Origin of the sequence: Streptomyces sp. S07_1.15 (genome assembly GCF_020739505.1) — a bacterium.
Classification (GTDB): domain Bacteria; phylum Actinomycetota; class Actinomycetes; order Streptomycetales; family Streptomycetaceae; genus Streptomyces; species Streptomyces xinghaiensis.
In genome coordinates this window covers 7,025,057-7,041,073 of record NZ_JAJBZK010000001.1, presented here as the reverse complement: position 1 = coordinate 7,041,073, position 16,017 = coordinate 7,025,057, and the positions used below count along the sequence as shown (strand labels likewise).

The 16,017-nt window shown below is 73.3% G+C and carries 13 protein-coding genes; 6 read left to right on the top strand and 7 right to left on the bottom strand.

Annotated features, from left to right (window positions below):
• Nucleotides 1-405: 405 nt before the first annotated feature.
• The gene (locus tag LIX60_RS30315) at nucleotides 406-1,263 is read right to left on the bottom strand and encodes a universal stress protein (protein ID WP_227962511.1); all 858 of its coding nucleotides are present in this window, start codon (nucleotides 1,261-1,263) and stop codon (nucleotides 406-408) included.
• Nucleotides 1,264-1,688: 425 nt separating this feature from the next.
• On the opposite strand from LIX60_RS30315, the gene LIX60_RS30310 reads away from it, so the two are divergent.
• On the top strand, nucleotides 1,689-2,102 hold the full coding sequence (locus LIX60_RS30310) for an OsmC family protein (RefSeq protein WP_227962510.1): 414 nt from the start codon (nucleotides 1,689-1,691) through the stop codon (nucleotides 2,100-2,102).
• Nucleotides 2,103-2,339: 237 nt separating this feature from the next.
• Complete coding sequence (locus LIX60_RS30305; protein WP_227962509.1) at nucleotides 2,340-4,499, top strand: MMPL family transporter; 2,160 nt, start codon at nucleotides 2,340-2,342, stop codon at nucleotides 4,497-4,499.
• Nucleotides 4,500-4,651: 152 nt separating this feature from the next.
• On the opposite strand, the gene LIX60_RS30300 is transcribed toward LIX60_RS30305, so the two are convergent.
• A complete protein-coding gene (locus LIX60_RS30300; RefSeq protein WP_227962508.1) occupies nucleotides 4,652-5,797 on the bottom strand; it encodes a glutathione-independent formaldehyde dehydrogenase in 1,146 nt (381 codons plus the stop codon).
• Nucleotides 5,798-5,903: 106 nt separating this feature from the next.
• Nucleotides 5,904-6,698 (bottom strand): class I SAM-dependent methyltransferase, encoded by a 795-nt coding sequence (locus LIX60_RS30295; RefSeq protein WP_227962507.1) that lies wholly within the window; start codon nucleotides 6,696-6,698, stop codon nucleotides 5,904-5,906.
• A gap of 312 nt (nucleotides 6,699-7,010) precedes the next feature.
• Here LIX60_RS30295 and LIX60_RS30290 point away from each other — a divergent pair, with 312 nt between their 5' ends.
• The 4 genes from LIX60_RS30290 (at nucleotide 7,011) to LIX60_RS30275 (ending at nucleotide 11,460) form a co-directional block, all read left to right on the top strand.
• Entirely contained in the window at nucleotides 7,011-8,108 is a 1,098-nt protein-coding gene (locus tag LIX60_RS30290; protein ID WP_227962506.1) for a sugar ABC transporter substrate-binding protein, read from the top strand.
• 94 nt (nucleotides 8,109-8,202) lie between these two features.
• Nucleotides 8,203-8,979: an ATP-binding cassette domain-containing protein gene (locus LIX60_RS30285; protein ID WP_019707916.1), complete on the top strand. Its 777-nt coding sequence runs from the start codon at nucleotides 8,203-8,205 to the stop codon at nucleotides 8,977-8,979.
• Nucleotides 8,976-10,250, top strand: coding sequence for a sugar ABC transporter permease (locus tag LIX60_RS30280; protein WP_227962505.1), 1,275 nt, complete (start codon nucleotides 8,976-8,978; stop codon nucleotides 10,248-10,250). The genes LIX60_RS30285 and LIX60_RS30280 overlap by 4 nt, the downstream gene beginning before the upstream one ends.
• 13 nt (nucleotides 10,251-10,263) lie before the next feature.
• Entirely contained in the window at nucleotides 10,264-11,460 is a 1,197-nt protein-coding gene (locus tag LIX60_RS30275) for an ROK family transcriptional regulator (RefSeq protein WP_227962504.1), read from the top strand.
• A 21-nt stretch (nucleotides 11,461-11,481) separates the two neighbouring features.
• Here the strand turns inward: LIX60_RS30275 and LIX60_RS30270 are convergent, their stop codons facing one another.
• The 4 genes from LIX60_RS30270 to LIX60_RS30255 all read right to left on the bottom strand — a co-directional run bounded on the left by LIX60_RS30270 (nucleotide 11,482) and on the right by LIX60_RS30255 (nucleotide 15,707).
• Nucleotides 11,482-11,955, bottom strand: a complete 474-nt coding sequence (locus LIX60_RS30270) for a VanZ family protein (RefSeq protein WP_374118002.1) — start codon at nucleotides 11,953-11,955, stop codon at nucleotides 11,482-11,484.
• A 414-nt stretch (nucleotides 11,956-12,369) separates the two neighbouring features.
• A complete protein-coding gene (locus tag LIX60_RS30265) occupies nucleotides 12,370-13,611 on the bottom strand; it encodes a cytochrome P450 (RefSeq protein ID WP_227962502.1) in 1,242 nt (413 codons plus the stop codon).
• Nucleotides 13,608-14,705, bottom strand: coding sequence for a type III polyketide synthase (locus LIX60_RS30260; RefSeq protein ID WP_227962501.1), 1,098 nt, complete (start codon nucleotides 14,703-14,705; stop codon nucleotides 13,608-13,610). Before LIX60_RS30260 ends, LIX60_RS30265 begins: the two co-directional genes overlap by 4 nt.
• Before the next feature lie 219 nt (nucleotides 14,706-14,924).
• Nucleotides 14,925-15,707: a hypothetical protein gene (locus LIX60_RS30255; RefSeq protein WP_227962500.1), complete on the bottom strand. Its 783-nt coding sequence runs from the start codon at nucleotides 15,705-15,707 to the stop codon at nucleotides 14,925-14,927.
• Nucleotides 15,708-16,017: the final 310 nt, after the last annotated feature.

Genomic DNA, 16,017 nt, shown 5'->3' with positions numbered 1-16,017 from the left:
GCCGCGGTGCGAGGCGCGGGACGGGGGTGACACGGGATGGGTCCGGGACGCGGAACGGGCCGCCGCCCGGGCGCGGCCGCTGCCCCGCGGCCGGGGGCAACCCCGGGGGGCCGCACGGCCGTTCGCAGCGCTTCGGTATCGTCCACATCTGCCCCGGCGCGGCCCGCCCGCCGGTCTCGTCCGGAGGCGCGGCCGGCCGCCGGAGCAGACGGCCCCGGCAGGCGAAGGCTTCCGGTGCCCGGCCCGACGGGACGGTCACCGGACGGGCCCGGACCCCCGCAGTCCGGGCCGGGCACGGCAGGCGGGCCGGTCACCTGGGGAGGTCACCGGCCCGCCTGTACCGGGGCCGGACCAAGGTCCGGGCGGCGGCGCCCATCCCGGCAGCGCGTGGACCGGCCGCGGGGCTCAGCCGTGCGGGACCACCGCGACCGGGCAGGGCGCGTGGTGCAGCACCGCGTGGGTGACGTGGCCGAGCGGTGAGGCGCGGCCCTTCCCGCGGACCCGGTGGCCGACGACCAGCAGATCGGTGCCGGTACCGGCGGTGATGAGACCGGGTCCGGCACTGCCGCGGACCACCTCCTCGGTGATCCCGACCGCCGGGTACCTCTCCCGCCACGGGGCGACCGCATCGGCGAGATACCGTCTCGCCGGTCCCTCGTACTCGTCGAGCACCTCCATGTCCTGCGGGATCGTGGCCCAGCCGTAGGCGCGCTGGGCGTCCCAGACGTGGACGGCCTTGATCACGGCGCCCCGGGCGGCGGCGGCCTCGAAGGCGAACGCGACGGGCTCGTCCGCCTCGTGGTGGAGGTCGAAGCCGACGGCGACGGCCCCGTGCTCGGGCGCGCCGGGGTCGTACCCGGCCCGTACGAGGACCACCGGCCGTTCGGAGCGGCCGACGACGGCCAGACTCACCGAGCCCATGAGATGCCCGGCCACGCCGGTCAGTCCGCGGGATCCGAGCACCAGCAGCTCGGCGTCCTGGCCGAGGATGCTCTGCACGGGAGACCCGGACACCCGCAGGATCTCCACCGGCAGATCCGGATGGCGCTCGCGGAGGCGCCGGTCGAGCTGTTCCAGCCGCTCCTCCGCCCAGGCGTACCCGTTCTGCGGGCCCAGGGCTTTCTCCGCGTCGCTCGGCAGCGCCTCCCGGGCGCAGACGATGCGCAGCGGCCGGCCGCGGAGCACCGCTTCGCGCGCCGCCCAGTCCGCGGCGGTCAGGCTCTGCGGGGACCCGTCGACCCCCGCGACAACCGAATGCAGCAATGTCTCTCTCCTCCGCGGGCGGGCCGGCACGGGGAGGAACCGGTGGCCGCGGGTGCGGTCCGGCGCGCGGGCGGTGCCGCCGCGCCGGACCGGGCGCGGCCGCCGCGCCACGGCGCCGTGCCGCCGCCGGTGGCTCCCGGTCTCCACTGTGTGTCCGGTGCGCGGGGGCGGCAATCCGGCGTACGGCCGGATGCCCGTGGCCCACCCGCCGCGCTCCCGCCGTCACCGCCGTCACCGCCGGTGTGTCCCGGCGCGGCCCGGCGCGGCCCGGCGCGGTGTACGGCCGTGCGCGTGGCCGTACGCTCCGTGGCCCCGGGCTCGTCCGCCCGCTGTCGTCCCTGGTCAGCGGGGTGGCCACGGCTGCGGTCGCCGGTGGGGCCGGACCGGCCGAGACTGGAGGGAGGCATCCGGCGGAAGGAGCAGACATGACGACCCAGCAGCGCGCGCTCTACACCACGGCGGTCGAGTCCCGGCCGGGGGTGACGGAGGTCCGTGTGAGCGGGGACGGGGGCCGGACGCTGCCCGTGGTGAACCCCACGGCGCCCGGCGGGCTCGACGAACGGTCCGGCTGGGGCCCCGAACAGCTGTACGCGGCGGCCGTGGCGACGTGCATGCACCAGGCGCTCGAACTGGCGGCCGGGGTCCGCGGCTCGGACGCGTCCGGCAGCAGCGTCACCGCCGAGGTGTCCCTGGAGCACGACGGCGCTCTGCGCTACTCCCTGGCCGCGGATGTCACCATCGAGATGCCCGGGCTGGAGGGGGACGCCCGGTCGACCCTGATCGACGAGGCGATCCGCTTCTGCCCGCTGGCGGCGAACGTCCGCGTCAGCGGCGACTGAGCGGCACCGGCCGGTCCGGGAGGCCACCGGCCGGCCCGCGGGGCCACCGGCCGTTCCCGTCTCCGGGCGGGCCGTCCGTGCGTCCGTGTTCGGCTGTTCGGCTGTCCGGTGTGGTCCTCCGGGGTTCGTGCGGAGGAGCCCGCGTCCGCCTGCTGGTAGGCAGAGGTGATCCCTTCATCGCTGCAGGACCGGACGCCATCTCGCGGGAGCACCGCCCGCCGGGTGCGGAGGACGAACATGAGCTCCCTGCCACCGAATGCCGGACCCGTGCCGCCGGGTGCCGGCGTGGCCCACGGGCCGGGGCCGCTGGGCCGCCTGGGCGCCTGGGCCGCCGCCCACACCAGGCTCGTCCTCCTCGCCTGGCTGGTGATCGTGGCCGCCCTGGGCGTCTTCGCGCCCCAGGTCAATTCGGCCCTGTCGGGCGCGGGCTGGCAGGCGAACGGCTCGGAGTCGGTCCGGGTCCGCGAGCTCGCCCGGGAGCACTTCGGGGGCAACGCCTCGTCCGCCCTGCAGGTGGTGGTTTCCGCCGACCGGCAGGTCACGGCTCCCCCGGTGCGGCGGGTCATCGCCGAGGTCGTCCGCAGACTGGAGGCCGACGACCGCGTCTCCGAGGTGATCCGTCCGCGCCCCGGGGCCACCGTCAGCCCCGACGGGCGCACCGCCATCGTGCTCGGCGGCGCCGCCGCGGACACCAACGACATGGTGCGGGCCGCCGACGACCTCAAGGAGCCCCTGGAGGACCTGTCGCGGAACGGCATCACCGTGCACGCCACCGGTGCCTCGGTCCTGTGGAGCGACTTCAACGAGGCCAATCACGACGCGATGATCCGCGCGGAGGTGCTGTCCTGGCCGGTGACGCTCGCCGTCATGGTGCTGGCCTTCGGCTCACTCGTCGCCGCCGGGCTGCCGCTGCTGCTGACCCTGGCCGGGCTGGTCGCCTCGGCCGGCTGCCTGGTCCTGCTCAACGAGCTGACGCCGATCTCCGTCTGGGCGATGAACTTCGCGATGATGTTCGCCCTCGCGCTCGGCATCGACTACGCCCTGTTCCTGGTGATGCGCTTCCGCGGCGCCCTCAGCCGGGCGGACACGCCCGTCCGGGCGGTCACCGAGACCATGGACACCGCGGGCAAGGCCGTGCTGCTCTCCGGGATCACCGTCGTGATCAGCCTGTCCGCCGTGATGCTGGTGCCCGCCCCGGCCTTCCGGTCCATGGCCGGGGGGATCATGCTCGCGGTGCTCTTCGTGCTCGCCGCCACCCTGACGCTGCTCCCGGCCGTGCTGGGCGGACTCGGCCACCGGGTGAACGCCGTGGCACTGCCCTGGGTGAAGGCGGGCGAGCACCGTTCGCCCGTGTTCGCCGCCTGGGGCGAGCGCCTGTGGCGCCGTCCGCTGCTCTACGGCGCGGCGTCGCTGGCCGTCCTGGTGGCGCTGGCCGTCCCGGTGTTCGGGCTGCGCACGGCGATGCCGTCGATCACCGTGGTGGACGAGGACGCCTCGGCGCGGGCCGGTTACGCGGCCGTGAGCGAAGCGTTCGGTCCCGGTGCGCCGGGCACCCTCCAGGTGATCACTCCGAGTGTCCGGGCGGGGGACACCGCCGCCGCGCTGGAGCGGGCTCCCGGCCTCGCGGCCGTCCTGCCCGCGCAGCCCGCCCCGGACGGCTCCGGACTGTCGATGATCCAGGCCGTGCCGGAGGTGGGCCCCTCGGATCCGGCCCTGGGCGGGACGCTCGGTGACCTGCGCGCCACCCTGCCCGAGGAGGCGCTGGTGGGCGGTGCCGCGGCGGAGAACCTCGACCTGCAGAAGCTGCTGAGCGACAAGGCACCGCTGGTCATCGGCGTCGTCCTGGTCCTCGGTTTCGCCCTGCTCCTGCTGGCCCTGCAGGCACCGCTGATCTCGGCACTGGGCACCCTGGCCAGCCTGCTGTCGACCGGTGCCGCGTTCGGCGCCGCCCGGCTGATCTTCCAGGAGGGCTGGGGCGCCGGTCCGCTCGGTTTCACCTCGCAGGGTTTCCTGGACGCCTGGGCCCCGGTGTTCTTCTTCGCCATGATCTTCGCGATCGCCATGGACTACACCGTCTTCCTGCTGTCCTCCGCCAAGGAGCACTTCGAGCGGAGCGGCGACCCGCGCGACGCGATGGTCGGCTCACTGGCGCACTCGGGCCGGGTGATCTTCGCGGCGGCCGGGGTGATGGTCGCCGTCTTCTTCACCTTCGCCCTCGCGAAGCCGCTGCCGCCCAAGGAGATGGGCATCGTGCTCGGCGTCGCCGTCCTGCTGGACGCCCTGCTGGTACGGCTGGTGCTGCTGCCGGTGCTGCTGCGGCTGACCGGCCGGGCCGCCTGGTGGTCCCCCGCCTGGCTGCGGCGGATCCTGCCCGACGTCCGCTTCGCCCACGACTGATCCGGCCCGTGCCCGCCCCGGCGTCCGTCCCGGGGCGGGCACGGTTGCGCGGCACCACCGGTGGGCACCGCCGGCTCCGGCGGTGCCCTCCGGTCCGGCTCAGGTGCGGCTCGGGGCCGGGCCGTTAGGGGAGCCGGCCGTTCCGGGCGCCCTCAGGCGGCGGCCTGTCCCGGTTTGAGCAGCACCTTGGTCCAGCCGTCCTCCCGCCGGTCGAAGCGCCGGTAGGCGTCCGGGGCGTCCTCCAGCGGCAGGCGGTGGGAGACGACGAAGCCGGGCTCGGCCCGTCCGGCGATGATGAGGTCGCGCAGCTGCCGGTTGTACGCCTTGACGTTGGCCTGGCCGGTGGCCATCCGCAGGCCCTTTTCGAAGAACTTGCCGATGCGGAAGAGGAGTTCGCCCTTCTGGGCGTGCTCGCTCGGGCCGCCCGGGTCCTCCGGGACGTACAGGCCCACGACCCCCACCATCCCGGTCGGCCGGACCGCCTCGACCAGGGCGTTGAGGACGATGGCGGGCTGTTCCTCCCCCTCGCGCGCGGTCGCCTGGTAGCCCACGGCGTCGATGCCCTTGTCGGTGCCCTCTCCCCCGGTCTGCTCCTTGATCTGCTCGGCCGCGTCGCCTTGGCCGAAGTCGACGGGGACCGCGCCGATCCGCTCGGCGAGGCGGAGCCGGTCCGGCTGCCGGTCGACGACGAAGACGCGGGAGGCGCCGCGGAGTTGTGCGGAGTACGCCGCCATCAGGCCCACCGGTCCGGCGCCGAAGACGCAGACGGTCTCGCCCGGCGAGACCCGGGCCAGCTCGGTGGCGTGGTAGCCGGTGGGGAAGATGTCGGCGAGCAGCGCGAAGTCGTCCTCGTGCTCGTCGCCGGGCGGCAGTTTGAGGCAGTTGAAGTCGGCGAAGGGGACTCGCAGGTATTCGGCCTGCCCGCCGCGGTAGGGGCCCATCGACACATAGCCGTACGCGCCGCCCGCGAAGCCCTCGTTGACGGTGAGGCAGAAGCCGGTGTTGCCGGCCAGGCAGTTCCTGCAGAAGCCGCAGGCCACGTTGAAGGGCAGGACGACCCGGTCGCCCTCGCGGATCCCGGCGACTCCCGGCCCGGTCTCTTGCACGACGCCCATGTTCTCGTGGCCGAAGACGATGCCGGGCTCGGCTCCGGTGCGGCCCTCGTACATGTGGAGGTCGGAGCCGCAGATCGCCGAGGTGGTCACCTTGATGACCACGTCGGTGGGGTCCTCGATCCGGGCGTCCTCGACGTCCTCCACCGCCACGTTGTACGGCTCCTGGTACACGACGGCTCTCACAGGGTTCCTCCTCCTCGGGCGGCGCCGGGGCACTCCCACGCCCCGTCGGCGCGGGATCGCCGCTCCCCTCGCCGCAATTCCGCCGGAGTTCCCCGTTGCGGCCCGTTCACACCCCGCGTACCGGGTTGTCCCGTTCCCGCGGACCCTCCGGGGACCGGTCCTGGCGGGCGACGACGAGGCGGCAGCGGGGGCTGCCGTCCGGCCGCCGGCCGAGCTCCTCCAGGGGCACCGTGCCCACCGCGAACCCGGCCGCGGTCAGCTCCCCGCGCGCGTCGGCGAGGCCGAGGGTCCGGTAGTACATGACGAAGCGGGGCCGCCAGAGCGCGTTGCGGACGCGCATCGCGGCGTCGAAGCCCCACAGCGCCCAGTAGGGCCGCGAACCGACCGGGGGCGGGGCCGGCAGCGGGAAGGCGAACACCCCGCCCGGCCGCAGCGCCGCGTGCACCCGGGCGAAGAGGGCGGGCCGCTCCTGCGGAAGGAAGTGCCCCAGGGCGCCGAAGCTGACGGCGAGGTCGAAGGCCCCGGCGAAGGGCAGCCGCCGGACGTCGGCCCGCACCCGGTCCACGGCCGGACCGCCGGGCGCGGCCGGACCGCCGGGCGCGGCGGGAACGGCGGAGCCGGCCACGGCGAGCATGCCCGCGCTGAAGTCGACGCCGACCACCCGCTCCCGGCACACCCGGCGCAGCACGCCCAGGCCGGCCCCGGTGCCGCAGCAGAGGTCCAGTCCGGTCCCGAAGGGCCCCAGCGGCCGGAGCGCGGTGGTGACGGCGTCGAGCACGCGGTCGGGGGTGCGGTACGGAGTCCGGTCGAACTTGGGGGCGAGCAGGTCGTAGCCGTGCTCGACGGAGGAGAGGGCCTGGACGGCGAGTTCGCGGAGGGTCGGGCCCTGGTCGGAGAACATGACGGCCACCGTAACGAAGGGTCCGTCACGGCCCCGGCCGTTCGGGCGGGACCGGGCCCGCTCCCCGTCACCGCCGTGCGGCACGCCCCGGTGACGGCTGCGTCACCTGATTGTTATAGCGCCCAACAAATTCTCCTGTCCCAGGGGTGGCGCCACCCCCGGCGGGGCCCATAAGTTCCCGCTCACAACATTCAGTCGGGTGGTTCCCCACCAACACCCGCGAACCGGTCGAGAGCGCGCTTCTCATCCCGTAAGCCTCCCGTAGAACGTGCGGACGGTCGTCCCGTCGCACCCCCAGAAAGGACCCTGCTCATGCGCAAGGGACTCCTCCTCACCGTCGCCTCGGCGACCCTGCTCGCGTCCACTCTCACCGCCTGCGGCGACGAATCCTCGTCGGACGGGGCCGCCGGTTCGGACGGCAAGAAGCCGAAGATCGGCGTGATCCTCCCGGACAGCAAGTCCTCCGACCGCTGGGAGACCGCGGACCGGAAGTACCTGGCCGCGGCCTTCAAGAAGGCGGGGGTGGACTATGACATCCAGAACGCGCAGGGCGACAAGCAGACCTTCCAGACCATCGCCGACCAGATGATCACCAGCGGGGTCGGCGTCCTGGTCATCGTCAACCTGGACAGCGGCACCGGCAAGGCCGTCCTCGACAAGGCCAAGTCGCAGGGTGTCGCCACCATCGACTACGACCGGCTCACCCTCGGTGGCTCGGCCCAGTACTACGTCAGCTTCGACAACGTGGAAGTCGGCCGGCTGCAGGGTGAGGGCCTCGGGAAGTGCCTGGCCGAGAAGAAGGCCGAGAAGCCGATGGTCGCGGAGCTCAACGGCTCCCCCACCGACAACAACGCCAAGCTGTTCGCCGAGGGCTACGACGGCGTCCTCGACCCGAAGTACGCGTCGGGCGAGTACGTCAAGGGCCCCAACCAGTCCGTCCCGGACTGGGACAACGCGCAGGCCGGCACCATCTTCGAGCAGATGCTCACCAAGGAGCCGGGGATCGACGGGGTCCTGGCCGCCAACGACGGCCTGGGCAACGCGGCCATCGCCATCCTCCGCAAGCAGAACCGCAACGGCAAGGTCCCGGTGACCGGCCAGGACGCCACCGTCCAGGGCCTGCAGAACATCCTCGCCGGTGACCAGTGCATGACGGTCTACAAGGCCATCAAGAAGGAGGCGGACGCCACCGCCGAGCTCGCGATCTCCCTGGCCAAGGGCGAGAAGGCCGAGACCAACGCGACCGTCCGCGACCCCGAGGGCAAGCGGGACGTGCCGGCGGTGCTGGAGACCCCGGTGGCCATCTTCAAGGACAACGTCAAGGACGTCGTGGACGACGGCTACGTGACCAAGGCGGAGCTCTGCACCCAGAAGTACGCCGACCTCTGCGCCGAGGCCGGCATCAAGTAACCCGGTCCGTCCGTCCCGCCGCGGGTCCCGGCCCGGCGCACCGCGCGCCGCGTGCCGGGGCCCGCGGCGCCCGACCCCAAGGAGCCATCCCCCCATGACCGCCACCCCGATCCTGGAACTGCGCGGGATCGACAAGAGCTTCGGACCGGTGCAGGTCCTGCACGACGTGAACTTCACCGCCCATCCGGGGGAGGTGACCGCGCTCGTCGGCGACAACGGAGCCGGCAAGTCCACCCTGGTCAAGTGCATCGGCGGCATCCACTCGTTCGACTCCGGTGAGTACCTCTTCGAGGGCCGGCCGGTGCAGATGCACAGCCCGCGGGACGCCGCCGCCCTGGGCGTCGAAATCGTCTACCAGGACCTGGCGCTCTGCGACAACCTCGACATCGTCCAGAACATGTTCCTGGGCCGCGAGAAGCGCAGCGGGCTCATCCTGGACGAGGCCACGATGGAGGAGATGGCCGCCGAGACCCTCGCCGGGCTCTCCGTACGGACCGTCAAGTCGGTGCGCCAGCGCGTCGCCAGCCTCTCCGGCGGCCAGCGGCAGACCGTGGCCATCGCCAAGGCCGTGCTGTGGAACAGCAAGGTCGTCATCCTCGACGAGCCGACCGCCGCGCTGGGCGTCGCCCAGACCGCGCAGGTCCTGGAGCTGGTCCGGCGGCTGGCCGACAACGGCCTCACCGTCGTCCTCATCTCGCACAACCTGAACGACGTCTTCGCGGTCTCCGACCGGATCGCGGCCCTCTACCTGGGCCGGATGGCCGCCCAGGTCAGGACCACCGACGTCACCCACGCGCAGGTCGTGGAACTGATCACCGCCGGACGCAGCGGGGATCTGGGCCTCGCCACCACCAACGGAGCCACCGCATGACCACCGCCGTCCACCAGGAACCGCCGCAGCGCCGGCCGCAGCCCGCCGAGAAGCCGCCGGCTCCCGCCGCGCCCGGTCTTCGCACCACCGTCCGCGACTACGTCAACCGGCTGCGCGGCGGCGAACTGGGCTCTTTCCCCGCCGTACTCGGCCTGGTCGTGCTCTGCCTCGTCTTCGCGATCCTGCGGCCGGTCTTCCTCTCCAACCTCAACTTCGCCAACCTCCTGACCCAGGGCGCCGGCAGCATCGCCATCGCCATGGGCCTGGTCTTCGTCCTCCTCCTCGGCGAGATCGACCTGTCGGCCGGGTTCGCCAGCGGTGTCTGCGCCGCCGTGCTCGCCATCCTCCTCACCGACATGGGCTGGCCCTGGTACGGGGCCGTCCTCGCGGCCGTGCTCACCGGGGTCCTGATCGGCCTGGTGCTGGGGCTGCTGGTGGCGAGAATCGGCATACCCTCCTTCGTGGTCACGCTGGCCGCCTTCCTCGCCTTCCAGGGCATCGTGCTGATGCTGCTGAAGGAGGGCACCAACGTCTCGATCCACGACAAGACGATCCTCGCCATCGCCAACGACAATCTCTCCCCCGCGCTGGGCTGGGCCCTGCTGGCCGCCGGTGTGGGGGCGTTCGCCGTCATCCAGCTGCGGCAGGCGGCCAACCGCCGGCGGCGCGGGCTCACCTTCGCCCCGCCCTCGCTGCTCGCGGTCCGGATCGGTTCCCTCGCCGTCCTCGGCGGGATCGCCGTCCACCTGCTCAACCAGGAGCGCAGCCGCAACGTCCTGGTCGACTCGCTCAAGGGCGTGCCGATCGTGGTGCCGCTCATCGCGGTGCTCGTCGTCATCGGCACGTTCGTACTCCGGCGGACCTCCTACGGCCTGCACATCTACGCGGTGGGCGGCAACGCCGAGGCCGCGCGCCGGGCCGGGATCAACGTCTCCGCGATCCGGATCTCCGCCTTCGTCATCTGCTCGACCCTGGCGGCGGTCGGCGGCATCATCGCCGCCTCCCGCGGCAACTCGGTGGACCCCAACACCGGCGGCAGCAACGTCCTGCTGCTGGCGGTCGGCGCGGCCGTCATCGGCGGCACGAGCCTGTTCGGCGGCCGCGGCCGGGTGGTGGACGCGGTGCTCGGCGGCATGGTGGTCGCCGTCATCCAGAACGGCATGGGTCTGATGGGGTACAGCTCGGGCGTCAAGTACGCTGTGACCGGCTCCGTCCTGCTCATCGCCGCCGGTGTGGACGCGGTGTCCCGCCGACGAGCCGTTCAACGATGAAGTCGGAGCACGCATGAAAGCCGGTCCCTCGCAGGAGGAGGTCCGCCGGCAGAACCTCAGCAGTCTGCTCCGCCACATCCACCTCGGGGGGCCGGCCTCCCGGGCGGCTCTGGCCGAGCGCATGGGGCTCAACCGCAGCACCATTCTGGCCCTGGTCAGCGAACTGACCGCGGCCGGTCTGGTCCGTGAGGAACTCCCCCGCGACACCGGCCGGGCGGGCCGGCCCTCCCTGGTCGTCCGGCCCGAGACCGCCCGGGTGTACGTGCTGGCCTTCGATGTGGGCGTCGACTACCTCGCGGCCGCCCGCATCGGGCTGGGCGGTTCCTTCCTCGACCGCCGGGAGACCACCTACCCGAGGATCGGCATGCACCCGGGGGAAGCGGCCGGCCTCCTCGCCGGCCACGCGAAGCAGATGATGGCCGCCGCGCCCCCGGACGCCGTGTGCGTGGGCGCGGGCGCGGCCGTGCGCGGCATGGTCCGCCACCCCGACGGCCTCGTCCGTTCCGCCCCCAACATCGGGTGGACGGACGAGGACTTCGGCGGGGATCTCACCGGCCGGCTCGGCCTGGGCCTGCCGGTGCTCCTCGACAACGAGTCCAACCTCGGCGCGCTGGCCGAACACCTCCGCGGCGCCGGGACGGGCCTCGACGATCTCATCTACCTCCACGGCGACATCGGCATCGGCGGCGGCGTGATCACCGGCGGCCGGCTGCTGCGCGGGAGCAGCGGCTACGGCGGCGAGGTCGGCCACATGATCGTCAACCCCCGGGGCGGCAGGCGCTGCGGCTGCGGCGCCCGGGGCTGCCTGGAGGCCGAGGCCGGGCAGAACGCCCTTCTCGACGCGGCCGGACACGTCCCCGCCACCACCGGCCGCCAGGCGGTGCGCACCATCATCGAGGCCGCCGACCGCGGCGACGTCACCGCCCGGTCCGCCCTCCACGCCGTCGGCGACTGGCTCGCCATCGGCATCGCCAATCTCGTCAACCTCTACAACCCGGCCGCGGTCATCTTCGGCGGCACCCTGCCCGACATCTACCTCGGCGCCGCGGCCCACATCCGCAGCAGCATCAACACCCACACCCTCGCCGCCGCCCGGGAGAACGTCCGCTTCCGCGTCTGCCGGCTCGGCAACGACACCGTCCTGGTGGGCGCCGCGGAACTGGCCTTCAGCCAGCTCTTCGACGACCCGCTCAACCACCGGGCGCCGTAGCGGACGGAGCGCCCGGCCGGTTCAGGTGCGGGAGGTGCGGGAGGTGCGGGAGGTGCGGGGCGTGCGGGCGGGGCCGCCGGCCCAGCGGTGCCACCAGTGGTGGCGGCGCGGGTGCACGGCACGGCCCAGCCGGCGCCCGATGACCAGGTAACCGAGCAGCGCCCCGGCCGTGTTGAGGATGACGTCGTCGATGTCGAAGGCCCGGCCCCGGACCAGCGAGCCCTGCACCAGCTCCACCAGCACCATCACCAGCGCCGTGACCACCGCGACGCGGAGCAGCCCCCGCGCCTTGGGCAGCAGCACCGGCAGCAGGATGCCGAAGGGGACGCCGAGCAGGATGTTCCCGCCGATCTGCTTGACGGTGTCCCGGAAGGCGGGCTGTTCCAGGTAGTTGCGGATGGAGTCGCCGGGCCGCAGGTTGCTGTGGATCAGGTCCTCGGAGGCCGCGGAGGGCTCCAGGGTCAGCCGTGCCAGGACGACGGCGAACGCGACCATGGCGCCGAGGGCCACCAGGACCGCCACCGCCCGGACGAGGCCCGAGGGCCCGGCGTGCCGCTCGGCCGGCGGCGGGGCCGCGCCGGCCCCGTCGTCCTTCCGGTCCCTCGCAGCCTTGCGGAACATCACGCGGGCCACCGCGCCACCCCCAGGGTCGTCGCCATCCGTTGGCATCGGTTACCCGGGGTTGGGGAGCACATGCGGGACGCGCCGGTCTCCGGTGGAACGGTAACCGGGTGCGGTGACCGTTCTCCGGCCTGTGGCCCGCATTCCGCGGACCGTTCCCCCGGCAGGCGCCGACAGGGCGCCGGACAGGGGCTGTTGGGGCGGGATGCGGTGGCCCGGCGTCGCTCGGGCGAGTTCCGGCACGTCAGCGGAGGGCGGCTTCATTCGTTCTGACGGCCCGTCCGCTCCTCACCACGTCACGGGCAGGGCCTCGGGCCCGCGGATGAGCACGCCGCGCTGCCAGCGGAGCTCCGTCACCGGGACGGCGAAGCGCAGCCGCGGGAAGCGGTCCAGGAAGGCCGAGACGAGGAGTTCGGTCTCCATCCGGGCGAGCAGGGCCCCTACGCAGTAGTGCGGTCCGTGGCCGAAGGCCACATGCGGATTCGGCCTGCGGGTGAGGTCGATCCGGTCGGGTTCCGGGAAGACGTCCGGGTCGCGGTTGGCGGCCACGTAGGAGACGTGGACGGGCTCCCCGGCGCGGATCCGGACCCCGCCGACGGTCACGTCCTCCAGCGCGACCCGGGAGAGTCCCACCGCGTTGCGGTGCGGGATGTAGCGCAGCAGTTCGTCGATGGCCGAGGGGCGCAGGGCGGGTTCGCTCCGCAGACGGGCCAGGTGGCCGGGGTGGGTGAGGAGGATGTAGAGCATGTTGCCGCAGTTCTTGGTGACCGCCTCGCCGCCGATCTGGAGGAGCACCGCGAAACCGGCGGCCGCCGACTCCGAGACCTCGCCCGCCGCCACCGCTCCGCCCAGCAGTCCGGTCACGTCCTCGCCGTCCCCGGCGGTCCGCTCCCGCATCAGCCCGGTGAAGTAGCCGTGCATCTCCCGCTTGGCCCGTTCGCTGCTCTCCCTGTCCTCGCAGGCGAGGATGAGCGCCGTCCACCGGTGCACGTCGGCGCGGTCGGCGGCGGGCACGCCCATCAGCTCGCAGATGACGGCGAGCGGGAACGGAGCCAGCAGCCGCTCCGTGAAGTCGGCGGGCGGGCCGTCCCGCAGCACGTCCGCGACGAGCCCGTCGAGCGTCTCCCGCGCCCGGTCCCGCAGCCGCTCCACGCCCCGGGCGGTGAAGGCGGGGGCGACGGCACGGCGGACCCGGGTGTGGTCGGGCGGGTCCTGGAAGGCCACGGCGTCCTTCCGGGGGATGAAGTGCGGAGCCAGCCGGGTGATGTCCCGTCCCACGACCGCCTTCCGGCTGAAGCGGGGGTCGTTCGTCACCATCCGGACGTCCTCGTGGCGGGTGACCAGCCAGGCCCAGCCCTCGCCGTACGGCAGCCGGATCCGGGTGACGGGGCCCGCGCGCATCAATTCGGCCATGACGGGATCGAAGTCGACGCCGAAGTGGTCATCCGCGGGCCAGAACCGGACGGGCGGCAGGGGCTCGTCGGGTGCGGCTGTCCCGGTGGCCGCCCCGGCAGCCGTCTCGGCGGTCACCGGGCGGCCCCGCTCACGAGAAGGCGGCCGTGTTCCGGGCCGGCGTCGTCGGAGGTCCAGCGGCCGAGGGACATCTCGGCGGTGATGCCCGGCCCGAATCCGGCGAGCAGGCCGCGCGCGGAGTCGGGGAGGCCGCCCTCGTCGAAGAGCCGCCGCAGGGCGTCCAGAACGACGGCACTGGCGATGTTGCCGTACTCGGTGAGCGTGGCCCGGCTGAAGCGGAAGGCGTCGGCGGGCACGTCGAGGAACTTGCCCAGGTCGTCCAGGATGCGCGGGCCGCCGGCGTGGACGATGTAGAAGTCGAGGCCCGAGGCGTCCCATCCGTGGTCCGCGGCCAGGTCGCGGAGTGCGGGGGCGAGGGGCTCCATGGTGCCGGGCACCCGCTTGTCGAGCTTGAAGTGGAAGCCGGTCGCGCGGACGTCGTAGGCGATCCAGTCCTCGGTGCCGGGGATGAGGTACGAGCCGTTGCGTTCCAGGCTGATGCCGGTGCCGCCGCGGCCGCGGACGACGGCGGCGGCGACGCCGTCCCCGAACAGTCCGTTGGAGAGCAGATTGCCGATTCCGAGATCGTCCGGCTGGTAGCAGAGCGAGCAGAACTCACAGGCGACGATGAGGGCGTTGGCCCGGGGGTGTGCGGCGCAGAAGTCGTGGGCCAGGTTGACCGCCGCGCCGCCGGCCGCGCAGCCGAGCTGGGCGATGGGGAACTGGCGGGTGTCCTCGCGGAAGCCCATGCTGTTGATCAGCCAGGCCGTCAGCGACGGCATGGTGAAGCCGGTGCAGGAGACGAAGACGATCGCGTCGATGTCGGTGACGCGCACCTCCCCGGAGCGCAGCGCCTCCCGGATGACGTCCGGCACCCGTGCCTTGGCCTCGGCCTCGTAGACCGCGTTGCGGGCCTCGAAGCCGGGGTGCCGCAGGGTCTCCTCGATCGGCCGCACCAGATGCCGCCGGCGCACCCCGGTGTTCTCGATCAGACGGAGAGCGAGTCCGAGTCCGGGGTGGTCCGCGTGTCGCGACCGCGCCAGATCCAGGGTCTGTTCCAGCGTGATCACGTGCTCGGGCACGGACACCGCGGGTCTGCACAGCGTAGCCATGGTGGGGGCTCTTCTCTCCGGCTCGTGTTCAACACCTGTGCCGACTGTCCTTCCTCTCCCCGGTCCTTTTTCAACACAAATATGCCGGAAGGGTGGCATGGGATCGGTTCCGGCCGTCCCCGATGACGCCGTACGGCGCAAGGCCCCCGGCCGGAGCACGGCGCTCCGGCCGGGGGCCGTCGCCGGCGCGGGCAGTCACCGCACGCGCCGGGACGCCGGTCACCTCACATCGACATAGTCGTCGGCGGAGTAGACCCAGGAGGTGCTCTCCGTACCGTTGTAGGCGAGCCACCACGAGCCGTCCGCGTCCGGGAGGACCGTGGTGAGCACCCATCCGTTGGCGCCGGTCTCCAGGTCCTTGACGTACCGGTAGAGAGGACTGGAGGGGGAGGCGAAGACGACCCGGACCGGATGCCCGGCGGAGCCGGTGTAGCCGCCGTTCCCCCAGTCGGCGAAACGCAGCGCGCCGAGGATGGCGAGCGGGCGGCCCGCGGCGACCGGCTCGGGGGCGGCGTCCATCGTGAGCCGGGACTTCCGTTTGATCCGCACACTCGCGAAGCCGCTCCGGGTGACGAGCCCCTCTCCGGTGGCGGGATTCCAGTCGTTGGGGACCGCCAGCGCCCACAGCCGCCAGGTGCCGGCCCAGCTGTTGTCGATACGCGCGCTGCCGGTGTCCACGGTGACGGTGAAGCGGCAGGTCGACGTGGTGGAGCTCACCGGCGCGCAGACGGGCCGGGAGACCGGGTCCGCCTGCAGCCGGTGCCCGTTGGGGCCGAGGAGGTTCACCTCGGCGTGGTCCGCGCTGATCCCGGAGTCGTCCCGCGCGGTGAAGGACACCGCGAAGGTCGTGCGGGAGTCCGGGCCCAGAACGAGGTCGCGGCCGGAGTTGACGCTGCCGCCCGTGATCACGGCGGGGCTCGACAGGTCGGCCCGGGCGGCCGGCGCGCCCAGCACCGACAGGGCCATGGCGCCGGTCACGGCGGCGGCGATCCGTCTTCGCATGACAATCCCCCTCACTGGCCGGCGCCCGGAGTCCCGGTTCCCGGGGCGGCGCCGGTGCGGCACACCTTAGGGACGCCATGGAGCGGCGGGGCAGAGGCGGGAGGGGCTTGGTACACGTTCATGACCGCACCGGGACCGCACCGCGGCACACCGCGCCGCCCCGGGGAGCGGAGAAGCCGGCCGGCGGTGAGGCCGTCCCAACGCCCACCGGCCACGGGGTCGTTGGCCGCTCCGACGGACGTTCCGGGGCGATATCGGCCGGCGGCCCGTCAACGGCATCCCTCCAGGGCACCACACGGAGGAGCATGCA